This is a genomic window from Polaromonas potterensis, from assembly GCF_033446725.1.
In the GTDB taxonomy this organism is placed as follows: domain Bacteria; phylum Pseudomonadota; class Gammaproteobacteria; order Burkholderiales; family Burkholderiaceae_C; genus Polaromonas.
Genome location: NZ_JAWQLX010000004.1, coordinates 346363 through 371588 on the forward strand (window position 1 = coordinate 346363; position 25226 = coordinate 371588).

The window sequence follows — 25226 nt, forward strand, 5'->3', positions numbered from 1 at the left end:
TTGTGTGCTGCGACCGCGTGCATGAATGGCGGCCGTTTGTGTTTGTACTTCGACATGACGCGCTTCGCGCGTCATGTCTCCCCGAATTGGTATTTGCGTTTTTCTCCACCCCCCTTCTGTCTGCGCCGAGGAGCGCAGGGCCAGCCGGATCAGGGCGAGCGATTGTCTGAGCCGAAGGCGAGTTCGAGCTCGACCCCGGCTGGACCGAGCACCGCAGGTTGCCCGTAGCGAAGCGAAGGGACGCAGACAGCGGGGTCGCCTTTCTTTTCCTTAGGTTTCTTTGGCGAAGCAAAGAAAAGTAAGTCGCCCGCCGGGGCGAGACCCGGCCAGCAGGCAAACCACTGCAGCTCGAAATCAAACAAGACTTCAACAAGCTCAGCCCGAACGGCAGAGGCAAGCAAATTTTGCTATAAATTCAGTAGCTATCTGCGCCCGTTCAATAAGGGCTAGAGCATGAAAATACTTAAACGTTAGGGCTTGCTCGCCTTGGCCGTGCGGTAATTCCACCAAGGCAACATGGCCCGCAACGACAAGACCTGCCCACTTTGCGCATCGGCGCCGCTGTAGCCGGGCAGGCCGGCCAATGTGGTTTGCCAGTCCTGGCTTTGCAACTCGGCCAGCAGTGCCTGCACCGGCGCCTGCGGCAGGGCGGACTTCAGGCAGACCAGGTGATAACGTTCCTGCACCAGCGGCACAAAGTCCAGGCCCTTGTCGCGGGCGACGGCTTCAATGCCCAGGCCGGCATCGGCGGCGCCGCTGGCCACCGCTTGTGCGACGGCTGTGTGCGACGGCTCTTGTGTGTCGTAGCCGGAAACGCTGTCGGGGCTGAGCCCGGCCTGCGCCAGCAATTCATCGAGCAAGACACGTGTGCCCGTGCCTTGTGCGCGGTTCACATAACGCAGCCCCGGCTGTTGCAGGTCGGCCAGTTGTGTGAGCCGGCGCGGGTTGTTTTTGGCAACGATCAGGCCCTGGCTGCGGTGGGCAAACCCAATCAGTTTGTGTTGACCGGGTTTGAGCAGGTGGCGATAAGTCTGAGCTGGCACCGAATGCAGGCCTGGCCGGTCCAGCGTGTGAAACCCGGCCATCATGCAACGTCCGGCATTCAGCGCCGCAATCGCGTCCACGCTGCCCATGAAACGGATGTCCAGGTGCAGGCGGCGCGCCGCGGCCTGGTCGCGCAGTGCGCTTAACGCGGCGTCGTGGCTCGCGTATAACGTCAACACATGGGCGTCATCGTCAAAGGCGGTGGAAAACGCCCGCTCGATGTCGCCGCGCAGCGCTTCAATTTGCGGCGCGAGTCTGGCTTGGGCCTGGCGCTCGGACCACAGCAGTTTTTCGCCGAACTCGGTCAGCTGCGCGCGTTGGCCCTTGTCCCAGACGATCAAGGTGCGCCCCAGGGTCTGCTCCCATTTTTTGAGCGCGCCCCAGACATGGCGATAGGACAAATCGAGTGCCCGCGAAGCTTTCGAGATCGAACCTTGCTCGCGCACGGCATGCAACAGGTCCATCAGCGGGTTGCGGATCAGCGCGTCTTTGCCGCGTTCGGGTGACAGCAGGTAGGAGAGTTCGACTTTGTGCATGGTGCTTAAGAAGTTTGCTGATTATGGGTGCGCGGTCGGGCACACCTGGCGCAAGGCTGGTTGGCATCCATCCTATGCACATTGGTTCATAGCTCGTCATTCCCGATAAGCACGCCCGGGCTTAGACCCTAGGATAGGGGCTCATCATTCTTGTGGCATGAACACCTTCTCAAGCAGCATCAGCACGGCTTTTTCGCTCATCGCCTCCTTCGATCCCTTGCTCGGCAGCATTCTCTGGCGGTCGCTGGCCGTCAGTGCCTGCGCCTGCCTGCTGGCCTGCAGCGCCGGCCTGGTGCTGGGCGCCTGGCTGGGGGTGGCGCGGTTTCGCGGCCGTGATGTGGTGTTGACCCTGCTCAACACCCTGCTGGCTTTGCCCTCGGTGGTGGTGGGGCTGGTGGTTTATTTGCTGCTTTCGCGTTCCGGCCCGCTGGGTTTTCTCGGCTGGCTGTTTTCCTTCAAGGCCATGGTGCTGGCGCAGGCCGTGCTGGTGTTGCCTATGGTGACGGCGCTGGTGCGCCAGACGATTGAAGACGCCGACCGCCTGCACGGCGAGCAGTTCCAGTCGCTGGGCGCCGGCAAGGGCATGCGCAGCTTGCTGCTGCTCTGGGACGAGCGTTATACCTTGCTCACCGTGCTGATCGCCGCCTTTGGCCGCGCGATTTCCGAGGTGGGTGCGGTGATGGTGGTGGGCGGCAACATCGATGGTTTCACCCGTGTCATGACCACGACGATTGCGCTGGAGACCAGCAAGGGCGATTTGCCGCTGGCGCTGGCCCTGGGCGTGCTGTTGTTGGCCGTGGTCTTGCTGCTCAATGTGCTGATTGCGCTGGTGCGGCGCTGGCGTGAACGCATCGACGAGGACATGCCGGCAGACGCGGTGAAACTGCTGGCGCCGCAACACCAGGGGAGCCGGCCATGAAACCGCTCTTCGACATGACATCGGTCGCCGTGCATTACGGCAAGGTGCAGGCCTTGAAGTCTTGCACCTTGCGCATCCACGCCGGCGAGCGCGTGGCGCTGGTGGGCGCCAACGGCAGCGGCAAAAGCACCTTGCTACGCACCTTGCACGGCCTGGTCCGGCCCACGCTGGGCCGCCTGCAATTTGACGCGACGGCGCGCCAGGCCATGTTGTTTCAGCACCCCTATATGTTGCGCGCCAGCGCCCAGAGCAATGTGGCACTTGGGCTTTGGCTGCAAGGCATGCCCTGGAAAGAGACCAAGACACAGGCGCTGCGGGCGCTGGACCGGGTTGGCCTGCTGGCCCTGGCGCAGCGCAATGCCAAGGCCTTGTCGGGCGGCCAGCAGCAGCGGCTGGCCCTGGCCCGTGCCTGGGCCATGCAGCCCCAGGTGCTGCTGCTGGACGAGCCGACCGCCAGCCTGGACCCCGGTGCCAAACGCGAGGTCGAGACCTTGATGGCCGAGTTTGCAGACGCTGGCATGACCTTGATTTTCAGCAGCCACAACCTGGGCCAGGTCAAACGCCTGGCCAGCCGCGTGATTTACCTGGAGCACGGCCGACTGCTGGCGGACTTGCCGACACATGATTTTTTCAACGGCCCGCTGCCGGTGGAAGCCGAGATTTTTGTCAAAGGAGAACTTGTATGAACACCGCACCGGTCATCTCGCTTACTTTTAAGTGTTTCAGGGCTGTCGCCCTTATTCCATTTGCGCTGATGGCTACTGTTTCGATAGCGCAACCCAGCACCATCGTGATGGCCTCGACCACCTCGACCGAGCAGTCTGGTTTGTTCGGCACTTTGCTGCCGGCCTTCAAACAGGCCAGCGGCATCGACATCAAGGTCGTGGCCCTGGGCACTGGCCAGGCCATCGACATGGGACGGCGCGGCGATGCCGATGTGTTGTTTGTGCATGACCAGGTGGCTGAAGAAAAAGTCGTGGCCGAAGGGTTTGCGCTCAAACGTTTTCCGGTGATGTACAACGATTTTGTGCTGGTGGGCCCGGCCGCCGATCCGGCCAAAACCAAGGGCAAAGACATTGTTGAAGCGCTGAAAAAACTCAGTGCCAGCAACGCCAGCTTTGTCTCGCGCGGCGATAAAAGCGGCACCCATGCCGCCGAATTGCGTTATTGGAAAAATGCCGGTGTGGACAACCCGCAGTTTGCCGGCTACAAGGCCTGCGGTTGCGGCATGGGCCCGGCACTCAACATCGGTTCCTCGTCCAATGCCTATGTGCTGACCGATCGCGGCACCTGGCTCAGCTTCAAGAACCGCGGTGACTTGGTGGTGCTGGTCGAAGGCGACACCCGCTTGTTCAACCAGTACGGCGTGATGGTGGTCAACCCGGCCAAACACCCGCAGGTCAAAGCGGCCGAAGCGCAGAAGTTTGTCGACTGGGTGATTTCACCCGCCGGCCAGGCCGCGGTGGCGAGTTACAAAATTGGCGGCGAGCAGCTGTTTTTCCCCAACGCCACGCGTTAACGCACCACGGGTGCGCAGCGAAAAATTTTCCGCAGGGCCGCCCCAAGGAAAATGAGCCCCCTTGGGGGGCAGCGCAGTACGCGCAGCGACAAGCGTGGGGGCGAATCAGCGCAAGATGCCCAGCGCAAACGGCAGGCTGACAATGCCCAGCAAGGTCGACAAGGTGACCAGACCGGCCACAAAAGCGCCGTCGTAACCCATGCGGGCCGCCAGCACATAACAACTGGAGGCGGTCGGCAAGGCTGAAAACGACAGCAGCACCGTGGTTTGTACCGTCGACAGGCCAAAGACCCAGCACAGGCCCAGCGCCATCAGCGGCATGAGGAAGTGGCGAATGGCCAGCAAGGAGACCGCCAGGGTTTTGGCCGCAGCCAGCGAGCCGAACTGCAGGCCGGCGCCGGCCGCCATCAAGCCCAGCGCCAGAGAGGCGGCGCCTATGCGGGTCACCGTGGGCTCCAGCCACACCGGGATATGAAAACCCATCAGGTTGGCGCTCAGGCCCAGGGCGGTGGCGATGATCAGCGGGTTGCGGACCAGGGCGTGCAGAAAACCGGTCTTGGCGTGCCGCGCCATCGGCCAGACCGCGCCGACATTGAGCAGTGGCACACAGACGCCGATCAAAATCGCAATCAGCAACAGGCCTTCGGCGCCGGCCAGACGCTCGGCCAAGGCCAGCGCGATAAAGGAGTTGAAGCGGAAGGCAATCTGTGCGCTGGCCGCGTGTTCACGGGCATCGATGTGTTTGCCCAGCCAGGGCAGATAGGGCAGGGCATACGCCAGGCCAATGCCCAGCAAAGACATGCTCAGTCCGGCGGCGATCAGGCTGGAGGCCGCGCCGAGGTCCAGCGGGCTTCTGACGATGGACTGGAACAGCAGGACCGGGAACAGGAAGTAATAAACCAGGCTCTCCACCTGCTGCCAGACGTTGCGGTTCAGCGCGGTGTAACGGCAGACCAGGTAGCCACACAGGATGAGGGAGAAGTCGGGGAAGAGGAGTTGGGCGTAATTCACCCGGCAAGAATAACCGCAAATTTTCAGGCAAATCGGGGTTTGCCCTTATGCGTAATCCACAGGAAGCGGACACATGGCTTGCGCTTAGGATAGGCGCTGTAATCTTTTCAAGGAAATTTGTCATGCAACGTCGTTACCTGCTTACCCTTTCTGCGCTGACGCTGGCTACTGCCGCCGCAGGATCCGCATTTGCCCAGGCTTATCCCAACAAGGTCATCAAACTGCAAGTGCCTTTCGCGCCAGGCGGCACCACCGACATCGTCGGTCGTGTGATTGCCGAGCCCTTGGGCAAGGCGCTGGGCCAGAGCGTGATCATTGAAAACAAGGCCGGCGGCGGCGGTGTGGTGGGTGCCACCGAAACGGCGCGCGCCATCCCCGATGGTTATACGCTGGGTGTCGCGACCGTGTCGACCACGGCAGCCAACCCGGCCATCAACCCCAAAATTCCGTACAACCCGCTGACGGACTTCACGCCCATCATCAACATTGCGGCCACCCCCAACATCATTGCGGTGCACCCCAGCTTTCCGGCGCGCAATTACAAGGAATTTATTGCCGAGCTCAAGAAAAATCCGGGCAAATATTCGTACTCCTCGTCGGGCACGGGCGGCATCGGCCACCTGCAGATGGAGCTGTACAAAAATCTGAGCGGTACCTTTATCACGCACATTCCCTACCGTGGTGCCGGTCCGGCTCTGAACGACACGGTGGCCGGCCAGGTGCCCATGATTTTTGACAACCTGCCTTCTGCGTTACCTTTCATCCAGCAAAAGCGCCTGATTCCCATCGTCGTTGCTGCACCGCAGCGCCTGGCGGCGCTGCCTGATGTGCCGACCTTCAAGGAGCTGGGCCTGGAGCCTGTGAACCGCATGGCGTATTACGGCATCGTAGGTCCCAAAGGCCTGCCGAAAGAGGTGGTCGACAAGGTCAGTGCCGGCACCTTGAAGGCGCTGCAGGACCCGGCGGTGCGTAAACGCATCGAAGACACAGGTTCCCTGATCGTCGGCAATACGCCGGAGCAGTTCGCGGCGCAGATCAAGGCCGAATACGAGGTTTATAAAAAGGTGGTGACCACCGCCGGGCTCAAGCTCGATTAAGCCTTGCCGGCTGCGCGGTGCGCAGCCTGGGCCTACCTACCCTGCCGGCTGCGCGTCTGGCAGGGTATTTTTTTGCGTGTCTGTTTTTCATTTTGTTATCGTCCCGGTATGAATCCCCAGAGCCAGTCCAGCATGGACGCTTTTATCGACGCCTTGTGGCTGGAAGACGGTCTGTCCAAAAACACGCTGGAGGCCTACCGGCGCGACTTGTCCTTGTACGCCGTCTGGCTGGGTGCCCCTGAGCAGGGCGGCCGGGCGCTGGATGCCACGCTGGAGCGCGACATCCAGGCCTATTTCTCGGCACGCCACAACACCACCAAGGCCACTTCGGCCAACCGCCGACTGACCGTGTTCAAGCGTTATTTCCATTGGGCCTTGCGCGAGCGCCTGATCCCGGTGGACCCCACGCTCAAGCTGCAGTCGGCGCGCCAGGCCCTGCGTGTGCCCAAACTTTTGTCGGAGGCGCAAGTCGATTCGTTGTTGGCGGCGCCCAGCGAAGACACGGCGTTAGGCCTGCGTGACCGTGCGATGCTGGAGCTGATGTATGCCAGCGGCCTGCGTGTCAGCGAACTGGTCGGGCTCAAGACTTTTCACACCAGCATGAACGACGGTGTGCTGCGGGTCATGGGCAAGGGCAGCAAGGAGCGCCTGGTGCCCTTTGGCCAAGTCGCCAGGGAGGCGATCGTGCGTTACCTCGACCAAGCCCGCCCCGAGATACTGGGCGGGCAGCAGACCGACGATCTGTTTGTCACCGCGCGCGGCAGCGGCATGAGCCGGGTGATGTTCTGGATGCTGGTCAAAAAATACGCCTTGCGGGCGGGCATTCACTCGCCCTTGTCACCGCATACCTTGCGCCACGCCTTTGCCACCCATTTGCTGAACCACGGTGCAGACCTGCGCGCGGTGCAGATGTTGCTGGGCCATGCCGATATTTCCACCACCACCATCTACACCCACGTGGCTCGTGAGCGCCTGAAAAACCTGCATGCAACTCACCACCCGCGGGGCTGAGCCGCGCAGGCAGCGGCCCGTGCAGGGCAAAATAGCGCCAATTCTTATTCTTGGAAAATTTGCATGTCACGTTTGACCCCGCGCCGCAGCCTGCTCGCCTTGCCCTTGCTGGCCTTGTGTGCAGCCGCCCTGCCTGTTGCCGCCACCGCCCAGTCCTGGCCGGCACGCCCGATACGCATCGTGGTTGCCTACCCGCCGGGCGGCATCAGCGATAACGTCGCGCGGGCGTTGGCCGACAAGCTGACGCTGCAACTGGCCACGCCGGTGATCATTGAAAACCGGGCCGGTGCCGGCGGCAGCATTGGCATGGACATGGTGGCCAAGGCGGCGCCCGACGGTTACACGATTGGTTTTTCATCGATCAGCCCGCTGGCGCTGAACCCACACCTGGGCAAGCTGCCGTTTGACCCGGTCAAAGACATTGCCCCGGTGGCCAGCGTGATGTATTCGCCGGTGGTGCTGCTGGCCACCTCCGCTTTTGCGGGCAAGGACTTCAAGGACATGCTGGCGGCCTCGAAAGCCAAACCCGGCAGCATGCGCTGGTCCACCTCGGGTCTGGCCACGGTCGGCCACATCGTGCTGGAGCAAGTCCAGCACAGCGCGAAAATCGAGATCACCCACATCCCCTACAAAGGCGGCGGCCAGCAACTCACCGATGCGCTGAGCGGGCAGTTTGAAGTTATCACCACCAACCTCAGCGGGGCGGTGATGCCGCACATCCAGTCGGGCAAGCTGAGGCCGCTGGCCGTGGGGGCGCCGGCGCGGGTGGATGCCTTGCCGCAAGTGCCGACCTTTGCCGAACTCGGTTTTGCGCCGGCCAACCTGAGTTCGTTGTTCGGTGTGTTTGCCCCCGCCAAAACGCCTGAGGCCGTGTTGCAGCGGCTGAACACCGAGATCAACCTGGCCTTGCAGACGCCCGAGTTGCGCAAACGCCTGCTCAGTGCCGACAACGTGCCCGCGATCGGCAGCGCTGCGGAGTTTGCCCGCCAGATCGCGCAGGAATCCGCGAGCAACGCCCGCATCATCAAGGCGGCGCAGATCAAGGCGGATTAAAGCCTGGCGACCGGATCATCGACGCATAACAACTAAACGGAGACAAGTCATGAAAAAAATCATCGCCGCCTTCACCTTGCTGGGCATGGCCAGCCTGGCCATGGCGCAGACGCCATCAAAAGCACCCTGGCCCACAGCCAAACCCATACGCCTGATCGTGGGTTACCCGCCAGGCGGTGGCATCGACTTTGCGGCGCGCACAGTGCAGGTGGCGCTGCAGGAGGCGCTGAAGCAGCAGATCGTGGTGGACTACAAACCGGGCGCCGGCGGCATGCTGGCGGCCGGGGAACTGACACGTGCCACACCCGACGGTTACACCATCCTGCTGGCCAACACAGGGCCGTTTGCGATTGCGCCCTACCTTCAGCAGAAGATGCCTTATGACCCGGTGCGGCAGTTCACCTACATCGGACAGATAAGCCAGGGCAGTTATATCGCCGTCACACAAATGGATCACCCGGCGAAAGACCTCAAGGAGTTTGTGGCCTGGGCACGTGCCAACCCCGGCAAGGTGAACTTCGCCTCAGGCGGCGCCGGTACCTCCACCCACCTGAACGGCGAGTTGATGAACCAGGCCACGGGTTTGAACATGACCCACGTGCCCTACAAAGGCAGTGCACCGGCGGTGCAAGACCTGATAGGCGGGCAGACCCAGTTGCTGATCGACGCGGGCAGCGTGTTGCTGCCGCAACTCAAGGGCAGCAAACTCAAGGCGCTGGCGGTGACGGGCGCCAGGCGTGACCCGGCCGCGCCGGATGTGCCTTCGGTCCGTGAACTCGGCCTGAGTGGCATGGAGTCTGTGGGATTTCAGGGCCTGCTGGGTCCGGCCGGCATGCCCAAGGAGATCGTGGACACACTCGCGGCGGAACTGGCCAAGGTGCTGGCCCAGCCGGAAATCAAGGCCAAGTTTGCCGCGGTGGGCGCCGAGGTGCACAGCATCGGCCCGGCGGAGTTTGCCGCCTTTGTCAAAGGCGACAACGAGAAGTGGGCCAAGCTGATCCGCGAGCGCAAGCTTCAGCTGGACTGAGGCCTGAGGACGCTCAGCGGTACATGTAGTCGCGCCGGAAGGGGTAGCGGGCCTGCGCGCCCTTGATGGCTTCGTCCTTGAGCTCGCCGGAGGGCCGGGTCGCCAGCATCTGGTGCAGCCCCAGCCAGCCCTGCTCGAAACTCATGGCGCTGCCGGCCAGGTAGAGCCGGTAGGCGCGCAGGGTTTTTTCGGCCCGTGCCTCGCCGGCGGTGGCGCTCAGCACTTGCAACGCTTCGCCGAGTTTGGCCTCCAGCGTATCCGACCAATCCCACAAGGTGCGCGCATAGTGCGGCCGCAGGTTTTCGGTGTCCACCATTTCCAGCCCGGAGCGGGCCAGGTGGGTCAGGACATCGCTGACATGCAGCAACTCGCCGCCCGGGAAAATGTATTTCTCGATAAAGTCGCCCATGCCGGCGCCTAGTTGCGTGTTGTCCAGCCCGCCGGCGGTGATGCCGTGGTTCAGGACCAGCCCGCCGGGCGCCAGCAGACGATGGATCTTGCTGAAATACGCTGTCATGTTGGCGCGGCCCACATGTTCGAACATGCCGACGGATGAGATTTTGTCGAAAGGCCGGCTTTCGTCCTGGTCGCGGTAGTCGCGTAGCTCCACGCGGACACGGTTTTGCAGGCCTTTTTCGTTGATCAGGCGCTGCACATGCGCATGCTGGTTTTTCGACAGCGTGATACCGGTGGCGTCCACACCGTAATGTTCGGCCGCCCACAGCAACAAGCCGCCCCAGCCCGAGCCCACGTCCAGAAAGCGTTCGCCGGGCTGCAGCATCAACTTGCGGCAGATATGGTCCAGCTTGGCTTCCTGGGCCTGGGCCAGCGTCATGTCGCTGCTGCGGTAATAGGCGCATGAATACACCCGACGCGGGTCCAGCCAGAGCGCATAAAAGTCGTCCGAGACGTCGTAGTGAAACTGGATTTGCTGGGCGTCTTTTTCCGGCGAATGGGCCCGCAAGGATCGGATCTGGCGCAACAGGTGGGACCAGCCACCAGCGCTGGCGGCCACCGGGTTGGCCGGCAGCAGGCCGGCGGCCACAGCCATCACGTCGCGCATGCGGCCTTCCAGCTTGAGCTGGCCTTCGACAAAATCTTCGGCCAGCGCGCCGATTTGTCCGGCCTTCAGGCGGGCCAGGCTGGACCAGTGCGAAAACGACATCTTGACCGGCGCACCGGGTGGGCCCAACACCTGGCCTTCGGGCAGTTGCACCGCAACCGGCGCCGGCAAGCGCACGATTTGGGACTCAATGAGAGGAACGAGATGCCGGATCATGTGCACACTCCTGTTCGACGTTTCAGTCTGGACCGATGGGGGCAGTTTAAGTGTTCAGCCGCCATTTGTCCGGCGACCTCTTTTCGCCGGCCATCCTTCAGCCTACTGCCGCGCAAGTGCCCGGACTGTGCGGAAAATCTGACAATCCGTGTCAGACAAGCCCGGGGGCTCCGAAGCTTCGCCGGACGGTTAAAGCGCCAGTTGAGCCAGTTCGGCCTCGTCAAAACCGGCCGCGCGCCGGGCCGGCAGGTTGAACGGGCCTTTGAGTTTGGGGGCCTGGTAGGTGGTGGCCAGCGCGGCGTAAGTGCTGATCACGTCCAGCCCGCGCTGCTCACACAGGTAACGGTACCAGTGGTTGCCAATGGCCACATGGCCAATTTCGTCGCGCAGGATGATGTCCAGGATCTCGCCGCCGCGCCGGTCGCCGACCGAGATCAGCTTGTTGCGAATGGCCGGCGAGGCGTCCAGGCCGCGTGCTTCCAGCGTGCGCGGCACCAGGGCCAGCCGGGCCAGCAGGTCGCCCTTGGTTTTTTCGGCCATTTCCCACAGGCCGTTGTGGGCCGGGAAGTCGCCATAGGCAAACCCCATGTCCGTCAGGTGGTTGTTGAGCAACTGGAAATGAAGCGCCTCTTCCGTGGCCACGCGGGCCCAGTCGCGGTAAAAACGCTCGGGCATGCCCTCAAAGCGCCACAACACGTCCAGCGCCAGGTCGATGGCGTTGGACTCGATATGCGCCAGCGCGTGGACCAAGGCGGCGCGGCCTTCCAGCGTGCCGACGGCGCGGTTTTTCATCTGTGCGGGCGGCAGCAACTCGGGTCGCTCGGGTCGGCCCGGAATGCCGGGCACGGCGGCCATGGCCTGCCCGGCGCCCAGGTCTGCGGCCTCCGGGTCCAGCGCGCGAGCCGCCAGCGCCTTGTGCACAGGATCGCGGATCACGAGGATGTCCTGGGCGAGTTGTCGGAGAGAAGTCGTCATGGGGTGATTTTCCGCTACCCGGGGCTGGCCGCGCGGGTGGGATTCGAGATGCTATAAAAATAATAGCTATCTGCGCCCGTCGGGTAAGGGGGAAAGGCTATTTTCTCTTAAGAAAACTTAATTCCCGGTGTCAACACAGGTCGCCCTGTCCGTCCGCAGCCGGCGGGGAGGGTGCTCTTTACAATGGGGTGTATCAAGAGACAACAAAGGAAACACACGATGGCGGTTTACCAATTGGACGATCTGGTTCCAAAAATGCACGAATCCGCGTGGGTCGCCGACAGCGCCCAGGTGATTGGCGATGTCCAATTGGCGGCCGATGTCAGCGTCTGGTTTGGCACGGTGATACGCGGCGACACGGAAACCATCACGATTGGCCGTGGCACCAACATCCAGGATGCCAGCGTGTTGCATGCCGACTTTGGTGTGCCCCTGACGATTGGTGAAGACGTGTCCATCGGTCACCAGGTGACCTTGCATGGCTGCACGATTGGCGACGGCTCGCTGATCGGGATAGGCGCGGTGATTCTCAATCACGCGAAGATTGGCAAAAACTGCCTGGTGGGTGCGGGCGCGCTGGTGACCGAAGGCAAGGAGTTCCCCGATGGCTCCATGATCTTCGGCAGCCCGGCCAAAGCCGTGCGGCAGTTGTCGCCCGAACAAATTGCGGGTTTAAAAATGAACGCGAAGCACTATATAGACAATGCCCGGCGCTTCCAGTCCGGGCTGAAAAAGATCGCCTGAACAGTATTGAGACCATGACCCCATTCAAGCAAACCACACACCAGCCAGCCAGGGCCGCGGAACCGGCTATGCCGGGCCGCAGGCGCAGCGCCCCCTCGGGGGGCAGCGAACCACACGAAGTGGGGAGCGTGGGGGCCAAAACTTATGTCTGAACTCCATAAATTTATCTTTGACGGCCTGCCGGTGCGCGGCATGCTGGTGCGCCTGACCGGTGCCTGGCAGGAAATCCTCCAACGCCGCGAGGCCGGCGGCGGTTACCCGCCCGAGGTCTTGCAACTGCTGGGCGAAATGACGGCCGCCGGTGCGCTGATGCAAAGCAACATCAAGTTCAATGGTGCGCTGGTGTTGCAGATATTTGGTGATGGCCCGGTCAAACTCGCGGTGGCGGAAGTGCAGCCCGACCTGAGCTTGCGCGCCACCGCCACGCTGATTGGCGAGGTGTTGCCGGGCGACAGCCTGAGCCGTCTGGTCAATGTCAACAACCAGGGGCGCTGCGCGATCACGCTAGACCCGAAAGACAAGTTTCCGGGTCAGCAGCCTTACCAGGGTGTGGTGCCGCTGTTTGGCGACAAGCACGAAAAGCTTGAAAAACTCAGCGAGGTGCTGGAGCACTACATGTTGCAAAGTGAACAGCTGGACACCAAGCTGATCCTGGCCGCCGACGGCGAGGTGGCGGCCGGTTTGTTGATCCAGCGCCTGCCGGTGAAAGGGCAGGGCAACCTGGAAGGCCAGATTGACCGCGATGCCAACGAGGACCAGATTGGTGTCAACGAAGATTACCAACGCATCGCCATGCTGGCCGGCACGCTGAAACGCGAAGAGTTGCTCACGCTGGATGCCGACACGATTTTGCACCGCCTGTTCTGGGAAGAGCCGATCACACGGTTTGAGGTCCTGACGCCAAGTTTTGCCTGCAGCTGTTCACGTGAACGCGTGGGCAATATGTTGCACAGCCTGGGCACGGCGGAGATTGAAAGCATCATTGAAGAGGCCGGCCAGGTGGCGGTGGCTTGCGAATTCTGCGGTGCGCAATACGCGTTCGATCCGGTGGATGCGGCCCATATCTTTGTCGAGCAAAGCAAGCAGCCGCCCGTGAGCCCCACGGTCCAGTAAACCCTGCACGTCCGTGCTGCGGAGGCTAAATAAGCTTGAGGCGAGGCTAGCGGGCCTTGCCCATCTTTGACGAGAACAGGTGGCGTTCGCAGTCCGGGTCGCTGCATTTGTCGCAGGACCAGCTCCAGGGCTGATTTTTTAAGGAAATTAGGCCTGTAGCCCCTGTACAGCCTGCGCTGATAGCTATTGAATTCATAGCGATCAGCGCATTGGCCAGGCGCTCCTCGCCCTGGCCATACACCACCTGGTAGTTCACACCCGCGCGTGTGAGGGCGGCGCGCACCAGCGCATCCACCGGCTCGCGCACCTGCGGGCCCACGCGCTGCAGGCCATCGGCCACCCAGGGCAGGTCCAGCCCGGTCACCAGGGTCAGGTCGTAGCTGCGCTGGCGCTGCAAGGCAAAGCTGTACAAGGCGCCATCGTCGAACAACATGGCGCTGTAGATGGCGACCATCAGGGCCGTGGTGTCGGCGATCACCCAGTTGGCCTGGGTTGCCGCTGCGTCGACACGGCGCTCCTGCTCCTGCGCAATCGGCAGCTGCTCATCGGGCCGCGGCGTGCGGCCTTCACGTTCGCACCACTCGCGCAGCACTTCCGGTACCACAAGCACCGACTGGTGTTGCCCGCTCAGATGGGCGGCCAGATCGCGCGCGAGCCGGGTTTTACCGGTGCTTTCGGCGCCTAAGAGGGCAATTTTCATGGGGATGTGTCACAAGCGCTGGGGCAGCTTGCGCAGCGGCGTTCCGACGCGGCTTTATTTGGAAATCTGGACGAAAATTTCATTGGGCTTGACCATGCCCAATTCCTGACGCGCCTTTTCTTCCACCATGTCCAGGCCTTCCTTGAGGTCTTTGACCTCGGCGGCCAGGCGTTCGTTGTCGGCTTGCGCCTGCGCGTTGTGGAGGTTTTTTTCGCCCAGCTTGCGCTGCATCTCGTTGACACTGGGAATGCTGCCCCGACCCACCCAGAGCTGCGCATGCACGATGACCAGCAGCGCAATCAGCAGGGCGGGGACGATGCGGTTTCCCACAGGCGCAGTCTCCGGGGTTTAACGGAGGTTGTAGAAAGCGTCGCGGCCGGGATAGGTTGCGATGTCGCCCAGGTCTTCTTCGATGCGCAGCAACTGGTTGTACTTGGCCATGCGGTCGGAGCGGCTGAGCGAGCCGGTCTTGATCTGGCCGGCGTTGGTGCCGACGGCGATGTCGGAAATTGTCGAATCTTCGGTTTCGCCGGAACGGTGTGAAATCACCGCGGTGTAACCCGCGCGTTTCGCCATTTCGATCGCGGCAAAGGTTTCGGTCAGGGTGCCGATCTGGTTGATCTTGATCAGGATGGAATTGGCAATGTTTTTGTCAATGCCTTCCTTCAGGATCTTGGTGTTGGTGACAAACAGGTCGTCGCCGACCAATTGCACTTTTTTGCCCAGGCGTTCGGTCAGGATTTTCCAGCCATCCCAGTCACCTTCGTGCATGCCGTCTTCGATGCTGATGATGGGGTACTTGTCGCACCATGTGGCCAGCATGTCGGTCCATTGCTGGGCCGAGAGGCGCAGGCCGCCTTCGCCTTCGAGCACGTACTCGCCGTCCTTGTAGAACTCGCTGGCGGCGCAGTCCAGGGCCAGGGCGATCTGCTCGCCGGCGGTATAGCCGGCCTTGTCGATGGCTTCCAGGATCAGCTGAATCGCAGCTTCGTGGTTTTCGACGCTGGGCGCAAAACCACCTTCGTCGCCCACGGCGGTGCTGATGCCCTTGTCGTGCAGAATTTTCTTCAGGGCGTGGAAGACTTCGGCGCCCCAGCGCAGGGCTTCGCGGAAGCTGGGCGCGCCCACGGGCACGATCATGAGTTCTTGCAGGTCCAGGCTGTTGTTGGCGTGGGCGCCGCCGTTGATCACGTTCATCATGGGCACGGGCATTTGCATCGCGCCCATGCCGCCGAAGTAGCGGTACAGCGGCAGGCCGGCTTCTTCAGCGGCGGCACGTGCGACGGCCATGCTGACGGCCAGCATGGCGTTGGCGCCCAGGCGAGATTTGTTCTCGGTGCCGTCGAGGTCGATCAGCGTGCGGTCCAGGAAAGCCTGTTCGCTGGCGTCCAGACCCAACACGGCTTCGGAGATTTCGGTGTTGATGTGTTCGACGGCCTTGAGCACGCCTTTGCCCAGGTAGCGGGCCTGGTCACCGTCGCGCAGCTCGATGGCTTCGCGCGAACCGGTGGAGGCACCCGAAGGCACGGCCGCACGGCCCATGACGCCGGACTCCAGCAGGACGTCGCATTCGACGGTGGGGTTGCCACGGCTGTCCAGGATTTCGCGGCCGACGATATCAACAATTGCGCTCATTTAGGCTCTTTCAAATCAAAAAACAAAAATCAAACAAAAGGTTTAAACACCTTCGACGATGACCATGCGCATGATGGCTGCGCCCTGGCGTGCCGCACGGGCTTTGCCGTATTCGGGGGAGGCATCAAAGGCCTTGGCCGCTTCGACGCTGGCGAACTTCAGGATCACCAGGCGGTCGGGTGTCCAGTCGCCTTCAAGCACTTCAACTTTACCGCCGCGCACGCAGACTTCCGCGCCGTGGGCTTGCATCGCCGCCGACGACCACTTTTTGTACTCTTCGTATTGTTCGGGGTTGGTGACGGCAACGTTGGCAATGATGTAGGCACTGGTCATGGGATCAGGCCTCAAAACTGTTTTCAAGGTAACCATTTTTCTTGGTCACGCGGTCCAGTTCCAGCAGGGTTTCCAGCAGCGCCTTCATGTGTTTAAGCGGCACGGCATTGGGGCCGTCGCTCATGGCCTTGGCCGGGTCGGGATGGGTTTCCATGAACAGGCCGGCCACACCGACAGCCACGGCCGCACGCGCCAGCACCGGAACCATCTCGCGCTGGCCGCCACTGCTGGTGCCCTGGCCGCCCGGCAGTTGCACCGAATGGGTGGCATCGAAAACGACAGGGGCTGCCGTTTCGCGCATGATGGCCAGGCTGCGCATGTCGCTTACCAGGTTGTTGTAGCCAAAACTGGCGCCGCGTTCGCAGGCCATGAAGTTGTCTTCGTTCAGGCCTTTTTCGCGCGCGGCGGCTCTGGCCTTGTCGATGACGTTTTTCATGTCGTGGGGCGCGAGGAACTGCCCCTTCTTGATGTTCACCGGCTTGCCCGACTGGGCCACGGCACGGATGAAGTCGGTCTGCCGGCACAGGAAGGCGGGCGTCTGCAACACGTCCACCACGCTGCAGACCTGGGCGATCTGCGATTCGTCGTGGATGTCGGTGAGTACCGGCAGGCCCAGCTCACGCTTGACCTTGGCCAGAATCTCCATGCCCTTGTCCAGGCCAGGGCCGCGAAACGTGCTGCCCGAGGACCGGTTGGCCTTGTCAAAGCTGCTCTTGAAGATAAACGGGATGCCCAGCGCGGACGTGATCTCTTTCAACGTGCCGGCGGTGTCCATTTGCAATTGCTCGGACTCGATCACGCAGGGACCGGCAATCAGGAAGAAGGGCTGGTTCAGCCCGATATCGAATCCGCAAAGTTTCATAAGACCTTCTTCAGGCTGGTCAGTGAGGAGGCCGCGCCGCCTGCAGCAGGCATGGCGGCGATGGGGCGGCGGGCGAGGGTCATGTCAGGCCACGACTTTCAGCGGCTTGGTTTCTGGCGTGGTCATCAGCGCGCGTCGCTTCAGGGCGGCGGCGATAAAGGCGTTGAACAGCGGGTGGCCGCTCCAGGGCGTGGACTTGAATTCAGGGTGAAATTGCACACCCATATACCAGGGGTGCACATCCTGAGGCAGCTCCACGATTTCGGTCAGCTGTTCACGTTGCGTCAGCGCGGAAATCACCAAGCCGGCTTTGCGCAGCGAGTCCAGGTAGTTCACGTTGGCCTCGTAGCGATGCCGGTGACGTTCTGTCACCACGTCGCCGTAGATCTGGTGCGCCAGGGTGTTGGGTTCCACGTCCGAGCTTTGCGCGCCCAGGCGCATGGTGCCGCCCAGGTCTGAGTTGGCGTCACGCACCTGGATCGTGCCGTCGGCGTCTTTCCACTCGTTGATCAGGGCGATCACCGGGTGCGGCGTCTCGGGGTTGAACTCGGTGCTGTTGGCGTCTTTCAGGCCGGCCACGTGGCGGGCGTATTCGATGGTGGCGACCTGCATGCCCAGGCAGATACCCAGGTAAGGCACCTTGTGCTCGCGGGCGTACTGGGCGGTGCAAATCTTGCCTTCGACACCGCGCGATCCAAAACCACCGGGCACCAGGATGCCGTCGTACTGGGCCAGGCTGGCCACGTGCTCGGGGGTGATGGTTTCGGAGTCGAGGTGGTCAATCTTCACGCGCACATGGTTGCGCATGCCGGCGTGGCGCAAGGCTTCGTTGACTGACTTGTAGCTGTCCGACAGGTCGACGTATTTGCCGACCATGGCAATGCGCACTTCGCCTTGCGGGTGTTCGGTTTCATGCACCAGGTCGTCCCAGCGCTTGAGGTTGGTAGGCGGTGTGTTCAGGCGCAACTTGTCGCAGATCAGGCCGTCCAGGCCTTGCTCGTGCAGCATGCGCGGCACTTTGTAGATGGTGTCCACGTCCCACATGGAAATCACGCCCCATTCCTGCACATTGGTGAACAGCGAGATCTTCTCGCGTTCTTCGGCAGGGACCGGGTGGAGTGCACGGCACAGCAATGCGTCAGGCTGGATACCGATCTTGCGCAGTTCCTGCACGGTGTGCTGGGTGGGCTTGGTCTTGAGCTCGCCGGCCGTGGCGATCCAAGGCAGGTAGGTCAGGTGCACGAAGGCGGTGTTGTTCGGCCCCATGCGCAGGCTCATCTGGCGCACGGCTTCGAGGAAGGGCAGGGACTCGATGTCACCCACGGTGCCGCCAATTTCCACGATGGCGACATCGACCGCGTCATCGGTACCGATGCCGGCGCCACGTTTGACATACTCCTGGATTTCGTTGGTCACATGCGGAATGACCTGCACGGTTTTGCCGAGGTAGTCGCCGCGACGCTCTTTTTCCAGCACCGACTGGTAAATCCGGCCGGTGGTGAAATTATTGGTTTTTTTCATGCGCGTTTCGATGAAACGCTCATAGTGGCCCAAGTCGAGGTCGGTTTCTGCGCCGTCGTCGGTCACAAACACTTCACCGTGCTGGAAAGGCGACATCGTGCCGGGATCGACGTTGATGTACGGATCAAGCTTGATGAGGGTGACTTTGAGGCCGCGCGACTCAAGCAGCGCAGCCAAGGAGGCTGAGGCGATTCCCTTGCCCAGGGAAGACACCACACCGCCGGTGACGAAGACAAATTTGGTCATGTCAGGTACGAACCGCAAGTTCGCATAGGTGGTAAACGGGGATTATACGGGTTGGGCACTAGCCAGACCTGAGTCAGAGGTCAAAACCGTACGGCAAACTGAGATACATTGCGGAACATGACGAAGCAAGCAAACCAAGAAGGCCAAAGCGCCGGCGGCGACCTGGCCGGCAAACACATTGTGCTGGGCCTGTCCGGCGGCATCGCCTGTTACAAGGCGGCGGAGTTGTGCCGCGCCCTGATCAAGGAGGGCGCGACCGTGCAGGTGGTGATGACCGAGGCGGCCGAGCAGTTCATCACGGCCGTGACCCTGCAAGCGCTCAGTGGCCGTCCGGTTTACACCAGCCAGTGGGACAGCCGCGAGGCCAACAACATGGCGCACATCAACCTGAGCCGAGAAGCGGACGCGATTTTGATAGCGCCCTGCAGCGCCGACTTCATGGCCAAACTTTTGCATGGCCGCGCCGATGATTTGTTGAGCCTGATGTGCCTGGCCCGGCCGATGGATAAAGTGCCTTTGCTGATCGCGCCGGCCATGAACCGTGAAATGTGGGCGCATCCGGCCACGCAGCGCAACATGGCGCAGTTGTCCGCCGATGGCGCGACCATTCTCGGTGTGGGTTCCGGTTTTCAGGCCTGCGGCGAAACCGGCGACGGCCGCATGCTGGAGCCGCCTGAGCTGCTGGAAGACATCATTGCCTTTTTCCGTCCCAAGCTGCTGGCCGGCCAGCAGGTGCTGGTCACGGCCGGGCCGACTTACGAAGCGATTGACCCGGTGCGTGGCATCACCAATCTGTCGAGCGGGAAGATGGGGTTTGCCATCGCCCGCGCTGCACGCGAGGCGGGCGCCGACGTCACCCTGGTGGCCGGACCGGTCAGCCTGCCCACGCCGCGCGGGGTCACGCGCATCGATGTCAGATCAGCACAAAACATGCTTGAAGCCGCCGTGGGGTGCGCGCCAGCAGCTACTATTTTTATAGCGACTGCAGCGGTGGCGGACTGGCGGCCCGCCAGCGCCACAGACCGCAAGATCAAGAAAGACGGCTCCGGCCAGGCGCCGCAGCTGAGTTTTGCCGAGAACCCCGACATCCTGGCGACCCTGGCCCAGTCGCCCCAAGCCCAAAGCGGAAAATTATTTTGTGTCGGGTTTGCCGCGGAAAGCCATGACCTGGAAGACAACGCGCAGGCCAAACGCCAGCGCAAGGGTGTGCCGCTGCTGGTCGGCAACATCGGTCCGGCCACTTTTGGCCGCGATGACAATGCCTTGCTGCTGGTGGATGAGCAAGGCAGCCGGGAGCTGCCACGCGCCTCCAAACTGTCGCTGGCGCGGCAACTGGTGGCCGAGATCGCCAGCCGTTTGAAACCCGCAGGTTAAGGTCCATGGACCGCCTGCCAGACACCCCGCCGGACGGCGACTTTGCCCGTTATGTCGAACAACTGAGTGCCAGGTCGGCAGCGACTGCGGCGCTGAAGCAAGCCGCCGCCCATCGTCCACCAGTCGACCTTGTTGCAGCAAAGGAGAAGGCGGTTGCCGCCAACCCGCCCGCCACACCGTCCTTGTGGGCCGTGGGAAAATGGCTGCTGATCGCCTGGCTGGTGGTCCAGTTGGCCGCCGTGCTGCTGCCGCGCGCGGGGTTGTTCTCCATCCCGCTGCTGATAGGACTGGCCGCCTGGCTGGTGTTCAAATTCAAAAAAGCGTCGTCCCAGCTGCTGCTGGGACGCCTGCGACTACTGGCCGAACAGGCCGCCAAAGAACTCAAACAACGGAAGTGACATGAAAATCGACGTCAAAATCATAGACGCCCGCCTGCGCGACAACCTGCCCGCGTATGCAACACCCGGCAGCGCCGGGCTGGACCTGCGTGCCTGCCTCAACGAGCCGCTGACCCTGCAGCCCAACGCCTGGCAACTGGTGCCGGCCGGCATTGCCATTTACCTGCACAACCCCAACTACGCGGCCATGATCTTGCCGCGTTCGGGTCTGGGCCACAAACACGGCATTGTGTTGGGCAACCTGGTGGGGCTGATCGACAGCGACTACCAGGGCCAGCTGATGGTTAGTGCCTGGAACCGCAGCGATGTGGCTTTCACCATTGAGCCCATGGAGCGGATTGCACAACTGGTGATCGTGCCGGTGATGCAGGCCGAGTTCAATGTGGTCGATGAATTTGCCGCCAGCCAGCGCGGCGAGAGCGGTTACGGCTCGACCGGGAAGGCCTGAATTCCGGCCCCGGCGCATACGCGTCAGGCTTATCCTACAGCCCGCGATTGCTGCCTCCCACGCCCTGACAGCCTGGGTCCCCACCTGTGTGCCGGGGTGAGACGCATGTAATGAAACCAGCAGAGTCTTCAGGGGCCCCTCAGGCCCGCAACCCCAGACCGTTTCCTTGGATGAGACGGATGGGATGACTCTCTTGAACTTTATTCACAGGAGATTTTCATGCGCCACGTTTCACGTTTTATTTCAGTCGTCTCTTCAGTGCTTGTGGTGGCCGGTCTGGCCGCCTGCGCAGCCCCCATGAACTCCCAGGCGCCGGTGTCGTCCTACCCCGCCTCGTCTTACCCGACCCAGGCGCCGCAGGGCCACTATGTGGAATATGGGCGTGTCAGCAATGTGGAGGTCCTGCGGACCCAGGAACAGGGCAAGGGCTCCGGCCTGGGCGCTGTGATCGGCGGCGTGGCTGGCGCGGTGGTCGGCCACCAGATCGGCGGCGGTAGCGGACGCGATGCGGCCACGGTGGTCGGCGCGGTTGGTGGTGCTGTCGCCGGCAATGCTGTGGAGAAGAATCGCAACGCCAGCGTTCGAGAAACCTTCCGCGTTTCCGTCCAGCTCGACAACGGCGTTGCTCGTGCCTACGATGTGCCTTCTTACGGTGAACTGCGTATAGGTGACCGCGTCAAAATTGAAAACGGTCAGTTGTACCGGATCATGTAAACGTCAGCTGTACACGTCAAGCCGGCCGCACCCCTAAGGAGTGCGGCCGGCTTTTTTAAATGGACGGGTCAGTGCAGCGTGTTGTTGCCGGGCGCTTGTGCTTCGAGCTTGAAAAAGCCGGTGCCCATGGAGCCCTGGCCGATCTCTGCTTCGCTGGCTTCGCGCACCGCTTCGACTTTCAGGCTCAGGCGGATGGCAATGCCTGCCAGCGGGTGGTTGCCGTCAAGCACCACATGTTCCGGGTAAATTTCGGTGACGGTATAAATCAGCGCCGCCGTCATGTCGGGGCTGCAGCCGGCGGGCAAGGCCGCGCCGTCAAAGGTCATGCCTTCTTCCAGTTCCGCCGGAAACAGCTTGCGGGCTTCCAGGAAAACGTGGTTTTCATCGTAGTCGCCAAAGGCGCTTTCAGGCTCAAGGTGCATCTCGACGGTGTCGCCGGCCTCGTGACCCTGCAGGTTTTCTTCGATCTTGGCGAGCAGGTCGTTGCCGCCGAGCAAAAACTCAACCGGCTCATCCAGTTCGTCCAGTATTTCGCCCAAAGTATCTTTCAGCGTCCAAGTCAGGGCGACGACGCATTGCGGGGTGATTTTCATCCGACAATTGTCCCATGGATGTCACTCAAGCCCTTACCCTCCTCGGCGGCCTCACGCCGCAGCAATTCATGCGCCGCCACTGGCAAAAAAAGCCGCTGCTGGTGCGCCAGGCCATGCCGGGCTTCAAGCCGGTGCTCAGTCGCAGCGAGCTTTTCAAGCTGGCCGCGCAGCAGGAGGTCGAGTCGCGCCTGGTGCAGCACCAGGCCAAAGGCTGGCGCATGAAGCAGGGGCCCTTCGGGCCGCGCAGCCTGCCACCTTTGGCGACAGCGGCCTGGACCTTGCTGGTGCAAGGGGTGGATATGCACGACACGCGTGCGCACGCGCTGTTGCAGAACTTTCGTTTTGTACCCGATGCCCGGTTGGACGATTTGATGATTTCATTTGCCACGGCAGGCGGCGGCGTGGGTCCGCACTTTGACAGTTATGACGTCTTTTTGCTGCAGGCCAGCGGCCGCCGCCGCTGGAAGATCAGCAAGCAGAAGGATCTGACCTTGCAGGATGGCGTGCCGCTGAAAATCCTGCAGAACTTCGAACCCGAGCAGGAGTTTGTGCTTGAAGCCGGCGACATGCTTTACCTGCCGCCGCGTTATGCCCATGACGGCCTGGCCGAGTCCTGCACCGGTGAGGACGACAAGACGCAAGACTGCATGACGTATTCCATTGGCTTTCGCGCGCCCAAACAAGCCGAACTTGCAGGCGAGTTGCTGCAGCGTCTGGCGGATTTTCATGGCGATGAAGAAAGCAGTGGTCGGCAGTTGCTTTACCGCGACCCGTCCCAGGCAGCGACCGACACACCGGCCGCCTTGCCGTCACAGTTGTTTGAATTTGCGCAACAGGCAGTGCACGATGCGCTGAAAGATCCGCTGGCGCTGGCCTGTGTGTTGGGGGAATACCTGACCGAGCCAAAAGCCTCGGTGTGGTTTGAAGAGTCCACGCAGGCCTGGTCGGCGCGCCATGCTGGCGGCGTGCGCCTTGATGCCCGTACCCGCATGATGTACGACAGCGACCATGTCTTCATCAATGGGGAGAGCTACCGCGCCAAGGGGGCCGACGCCTTGCTGATGCGGCGGCTGGCTGACCAGCGGGGGCTGGCGCTGGCCGATTTGCGCAAAGCCAGTACGTCGGCCCAGCAATTGCTGGCAGACTGGCATGAGGCCGGTTGGCTGTTTCATCCGGCCGCTCCAGGATGAAGGGGTAAGGTGATTTGTTGGAAGTGGCAATCCACGCAGGAGGTCGACGATGGACAACAAGCAATCTCCCACACCGTCTCCAGCCTTGCTGCAGGGCCGGTTTGAAGGCCGCTCCGATTTCGCTGAACTGGTTCGCCAGGCTTTTGTGACGGCCGCCGCCCAGGGCTGGCGCGAGATCATTCTGTGTGATGCCAATTTCGAGGACTGGCCGCTGGGTGAGCGTGTGGTGGCGCAGGCCCTGAACGACTGGGCCAAAACAGGCCGCAAGCTGACCATGCTGGCCCAGCGATACGATGAGGTGAGCAGCCGGCATGCGCGTTTTGTGAGCTGGCGTCGAACCTGGTCGCATATTGTGGAATGCCGCGCCCATGCCGCGGCCGATTTGCCCAGTGTGTTCTGGAGCCCGGCCTGGGTCTTCGAGCGGCTGGACCTCGTTCACAGCGCCGGTATCGCGGGTTCAGAACCCGCGCGGCGAATTGCCCTGAAAGAACGCCTGGCGGAAAAGCTGTTGCGGAGCAGCCCGGCCTTTGCCGCGACGACCTTGGGCCTTTAGAGCAGGCTGCTGATGGCGTGGCGCCCTGTTTTTCGTGATGGATGGATGTTGTATTTTGTGGATACGGGGTTTCTATGACCGTAAAAACCCGCATATAATCGCGGGCTGGGGAGAAAGAGCTCGAGACCTTTCACCCGGTCAACCAAAACTCGGATCGTTTGATTTGGGTTTTTTTTTGACGATTTCCGGAAATTGTTTTTCTCATTTTCATCAAGGATCATTTCAAATGAACAAGTCCCTCGTTTTGGCCGCCATCGTTGCTGCTGTTGCTCTGGCTGCCTGCGGTAAAAAAGAAGAAGCTGCAGCACCTGCACCAGCTCCCGTGGAAGCACCTGCTGCTGCACCCGCTCCTGCCGCTGCACCAGCACCTGCTGCTGACGCATCCGCACCTGCTGCACCAGCCGCTGCTGCGCCTGCTGCCGCTGCTTCTGACGTTCTTGCTCCAGCCGCTGCTGAGGCTGCGAAGAAGTAATTCTTCCGCTTGTCATGAAAAAAGCCGCCTTCGGGCGGCTTTTTTATGGGTGTTTGAAGTGCCCCGGTCTCCTGGGGCTTACAGCGCCAGCCAGGGCGTGCCGCTGCTGGCGTCGGCCACGACAATGTCGGCGCGGCTGCAGCCCAGGGCTTGTGACAGCAGGTCCTGCACCAAGTCTGATCGGTTGTTTTGCTGGCTCAGATGGGCCGCCACCAGGTGTTTCAGTCCGGGGTGACTGACGGTTTGGGCGATCTGCGCGGCAGCGGCGTTGGACAGATGGCCAAACTGGCCGCTCACACGCCTTTTTAGAAAAGACGGGTAGCTGGATGCCGCCAGCAAGTCGCTGTCGTGGTTGGACTCCAGCAGCAATGCATCACATTGTTGCAAATGCGCCAGCACATGCGCCGTGGCATGGCCCAGGTCGGTCAGTATGCCCAGTTTCACCGCACCGTCCGTGCAGGTCAGCTGCAAGGGCTCGCGTGCGTCATGAGGGACGGTGAAGGGGGTGAGTTGCAAGCCGCCCAGGTCGATGGCCACGCCATCCTGGGCCGTGCGTAGCCAGCCTTCAAAATCAGGGCTGTCCAGCGCGGTGTAGGTGCCGTGGCTCATCCAGACCGGAATGCCGTGGCGTCGCGCCAACTGGCGCGCACAGCCGATGTGGTCGCTGTGTTCGTGGGTGATGAAGATGGCGTCGATGTCGCCCTCAGTCAGGCCGGCTTGGGCCAACCGCAGCGAGAGCTGCCGAAGACCCAGGCCGCAGTCGACCAGCAACCGGAACGCGGGCTGGCCCCCGGCTTCAATCAGCGTCGCATTGCCGGTGCTGCCGCTGCCCAGGCTTTTAAACCGCAACACCTTGACT

General features: G+C 62.0%; 28 protein-coding genes. 15 read left to right on the top strand and 13 right to left on the bottom strand.

Features of this window, described 5'->3' with window-relative positions; translation table 11 throughout:
* Window positions 1–470: 470 nt before the first annotated feature.
* On the bottom strand, window positions 471–1580 hold the full coding sequence (locus R6254_RS10495) for a substrate-binding domain-containing protein (protein ID WP_318406602.1): 1110 nt from the start codon (window positions 1578–1580) through the stop codon (window positions 471–473).
* 157 nt (window positions 1581–1737) lie between these two features.
* Between R6254_RS10495 and R6254_RS10500 the strand changes: the two genes are divergently transcribed.
* The 3 genes from R6254_RS10500 to R6254_RS10510 all read left to right on the top strand — a co-directional run bounded on the left by R6254_RS10500 (window position 1738) and on the right by R6254_RS10510 (window position 4018).
* Window positions 1738–2499, top strand: coding sequence for an ABC transporter permease (locus R6254_RS10500; protein ID WP_318406603.1), 762 nt, complete (start codon window positions 1738–1740; stop codon window positions 2497–2499).
* Window positions 2496–3185 (top strand): ABC transporter ATP-binding protein, encoded by a 690-nt coding sequence (locus tag R6254_RS10505; protein WP_318406605.1) that lies wholly within the window; start codon window positions 2496–2498, stop codon window positions 3183–3185. The genes R6254_RS10500 and R6254_RS10505 overlap by 4 nt, the downstream gene beginning before the upstream one ends.
* A gap of 68 nt (window positions 3186–3253) precedes the next feature.
* On the top strand, window positions 3254–4018 hold the full coding sequence (locus tag R6254_RS10510) for an ABC transporter substrate-binding protein (RefSeq protein ID WP_412103150.1): 765 nt from the start codon (window positions 3254–3256) through the stop codon (window positions 4016–4018).
* A 105-nt stretch (window positions 4019–4123) separates the two neighbouring features.
* Here the strand turns inward: R6254_RS10510 and R6254_RS10515 are convergent, their stop codons facing one another.
* Window positions 4124–5029, bottom strand: a complete 906-nt coding sequence (locus R6254_RS10515; protein ID WP_318406608.1) for an AEC family transporter — start codon at window positions 5027–5029, stop codon at window positions 4124–4126.
* A gap of 122 nt (window positions 5030–5151) precedes the next feature.
* On the opposite strand from R6254_RS10515, the gene R6254_RS10520 reads away from it, so the two are divergent.
* The 4 genes from R6254_RS10520 (at window position 5152) to R6254_RS10535 (ending at window position 9217) form a co-directional block, all read left to right on the top strand.
* Window positions 5152–6126, top strand: coding sequence for a tripartite tricarboxylate transporter substrate binding protein BugE (locus R6254_RS10520; RefSeq protein ID WP_318406610.1), 975 nt, complete (start codon window positions 5152–5154; stop codon window positions 6124–6126).
* Window positions 6127–6234: 108 nt separating this feature from the next.
* On the top strand, window positions 6235–7137 hold the full coding sequence (gene xerD / locus R6254_RS10525) for a site-specific tyrosine recombinase XerD (protein ID WP_318406611.1): 903 nt from the start codon (window positions 6235–6237) through the stop codon (window positions 7135–7137).
* A 63-nt stretch (window positions 7138–7200) separates the two neighbouring features.
* A complete protein-coding gene (locus tag R6254_RS10530; RefSeq protein ID WP_318406612.1) occupies window positions 7201–8190 on the top strand; it encodes a Bug family tripartite tricarboxylate transporter substrate binding protein in 990 nt (329 codons plus the stop codon).
* A gap of 49 nt (window positions 8191–8239) precedes the next feature.
* On the top strand, window positions 8240–9217 hold the full coding sequence (locus R6254_RS10535; RefSeq protein WP_318406614.1) for a Bug family tripartite tricarboxylate transporter substrate binding protein: 978 nt from the start codon (window positions 8240–8242) through the stop codon (window positions 9215–9217).
* 13 nt (window positions 9218–9230) lie between these two features.
* Here R6254_RS10535 and R6254_RS10540 read toward each other — a convergent pair whose 3' ends face one another.
* Both R6254_RS10540 and R6254_RS10545 read right to left on the bottom strand, forming a co-directional pair.
* Complete coding sequence (locus R6254_RS10540) at window positions 9231–10496, bottom strand: class I SAM-dependent methyltransferase (RefSeq protein ID WP_318406615.1); 1266 nt, start codon at window positions 10494–10496, stop codon at window positions 9231–9233.
* A gap of 189 nt (window positions 10497–10685) precedes the next feature.
* Entirely contained in the window at window positions 10686–11471 is a 786-nt protein-coding gene (locus R6254_RS10545) for a ferritin-like domain-containing protein (protein ID WP_318406617.1), read from the bottom strand.
* A gap of 219 nt (window positions 11472–11690) precedes the next feature.
* On the opposite strand from R6254_RS10545, the gene R6254_RS10550 reads away from it, so the two are divergent.
* Window positions 11691–12215 carry a gamma carbonic anhydrase family protein gene (locus R6254_RS10550; RefSeq protein WP_318406618.1) on the top strand — a complete coding sequence of 175 codons (525 nt, stop codon included), beginning with the start codon at window positions 11691–11693 and terminating at the stop codon, window positions 12213–12215.
* 144 nt (window positions 12216–12359) lie between these two features.
* A complete protein-coding gene (hslO, locus tag R6254_RS10555) occupies window positions 12360–13328 on the top strand; it encodes an Hsp33 family molecular chaperone HslO (RefSeq protein ID WP_318406619.1) in 969 nt (322 codons plus the stop codon).
* A 46-nt stretch (window positions 13329–13374) separates the two neighbouring features.
* On the opposite strand, the gene R6254_RS10560 is transcribed toward hslO, so the two are convergent.
* From R6254_RS10560 to pyrG, 6 genes are all read right to left on the bottom strand, one after another.
* Window positions 13375–14028: an ATP-binding protein gene (locus tag R6254_RS10560; RefSeq protein ID WP_318406621.1), complete on the bottom strand. Its 654-nt coding sequence runs from the start codon at window positions 14026–14028 to the stop codon at window positions 13375–13377.
* Between the two features lie 54 nt (window positions 14029–14082).
* The gene (locus R6254_RS10565; RefSeq protein ID WP_318406622.1) at window positions 14083–14358 is read right to left on the bottom strand and encodes an FtsB family cell division protein; all 276 of its coding nucleotides are present in this window, start codon (window positions 14356–14358) and stop codon (window positions 14083–14085) included.
* 18 nt (window positions 14359–14376) lie between these two features.
* Entirely contained in the window at window positions 14377–15663 is a 1287-nt protein-coding gene (gene eno, locus R6254_RS10570; protein WP_318406623.1) for a phosphopyruvate hydratase, read from the bottom strand.
* A gap of 42 nt (window positions 15664–15705) precedes the next feature.
* A complete protein-coding gene (locus tag R6254_RS10575; protein WP_318406624.1) occupies window positions 15706–15996 on the bottom strand; it encodes a DUF1330 domain-containing protein in 291 nt (96 codons plus the stop codon).
* A 4-nt stretch (window positions 15997–16000) separates the two neighbouring features.
* Window positions 16001–16858: a 3-deoxy-8-phosphooctulonate synthase gene (gene kdsA, locus R6254_RS10580; RefSeq protein WP_318406625.1), complete on the bottom strand. Its 858-nt coding sequence runs from the start codon at window positions 16856–16858 to the stop codon at window positions 16001–16003.
* Between the two features lie 84 nt (window positions 16859–16942).
* Entirely contained in the window at window positions 16943–18625 is a 1683-nt protein-coding gene (pyrG, locus tag R6254_RS10585; protein ID WP_318406627.1) for a CTP synthase, read from the bottom strand.
* 117 nt (window positions 18626–18742) lie between these two features.
* Between pyrG and coaBC the strand changes: the two genes are divergently transcribed.
* The 4 genes from coaBC (at window position 18743) to R6254_RS10605 (ending at window position 21559) form a co-directional block, all read left to right on the top strand.
* Window positions 18743–19999: a bifunctional phosphopantothenoylcysteine decarboxylase/phosphopantothenate--cysteine ligase CoaBC gene (coaBC, locus tag R6254_RS10590; protein ID WP_318406629.1), complete on the top strand. Its 1257-nt coding sequence runs from the start codon at window positions 18743–18745 to the stop codon at window positions 19997–19999.
* Window positions 20000–20004: 5 nt separating this feature from the next.
* A complete protein-coding gene (locus tag R6254_RS10595) occupies window positions 20005–20397 on the top strand; it encodes a hypothetical protein (protein WP_318406631.1) in 393 nt (130 codons plus the stop codon).
* Window position 20398: 1 nt separating this feature from the next.
* Window positions 20399–20845 (top strand): dUTP diphosphatase, encoded by a 447-nt coding sequence (gene dut / locus R6254_RS10600; RefSeq protein WP_318406633.1) that lies wholly within the window; start codon window positions 20399–20401, stop codon window positions 20843–20845.
* A gap of 219 nt (window positions 20846–21064) precedes the next feature.
* Window positions 21065–21559, top strand: coding sequence for an outer membrane lipoprotein (locus R6254_RS10605; protein WP_318406634.1), 495 nt, complete (start codon window positions 21065–21067; stop codon window positions 21557–21559).
* A gap of 68 nt (window positions 21560–21627) precedes the next feature.
* On the opposite strand, the gene R6254_RS10610 is transcribed toward R6254_RS10605, so the two are convergent.
* Window positions 21628–22152 carry an FKBP-type peptidyl-prolyl cis-trans isomerase gene (locus tag R6254_RS10610; protein WP_318406636.1) on the bottom strand — a complete coding sequence of 175 codons (525 nt, stop codon included), beginning with the start codon at window positions 22150–22152 and terminating at the stop codon, window positions 21628–21630.
* 14 nt (window positions 22153–22166) lie between these two features.
* Between R6254_RS10610 and R6254_RS10615 the strand changes: the two genes are divergently transcribed.
* A complete protein-coding gene (locus R6254_RS10615; protein ID WP_318406638.1) occupies window positions 22167–23342 on the top strand; it encodes a JmjC domain-containing protein in 1176 nt (391 codons plus the stop codon).
* Between the two features lie 49 nt (window positions 23343–23391).
* On the top strand, window positions 23392–23895 hold the full coding sequence (locus R6254_RS10620; RefSeq protein WP_318406639.1) for a hypothetical protein: 504 nt from the start codon (window positions 23392–23394) through the stop codon (window positions 23893–23895).
* On the opposite strand, the gene R6254_RS10625 is transcribed toward R6254_RS10620, so the two are convergent.
* Entirely contained in the window at window positions 23892–24383 is a 492-nt protein-coding gene (locus tag R6254_RS10625) for a hypothetical protein (protein WP_318406640.1), read from the bottom strand. The genes R6254_RS10620 and R6254_RS10625 overlap by 4 nt on opposite strands.
* A 62-nt stretch (window positions 24384–24445) precedes the next feature.
* Window positions 24446–25219, bottom strand: a complete 774-nt coding sequence (locus R6254_RS10630; RefSeq protein WP_318406642.1) for an MBL fold metallo-hydrolase — start codon at window positions 25217–25219, stop codon at window positions 24446–24448.
* Between the last annotated feature and the right edge of the window lie 7 nt (window positions 25220–25226).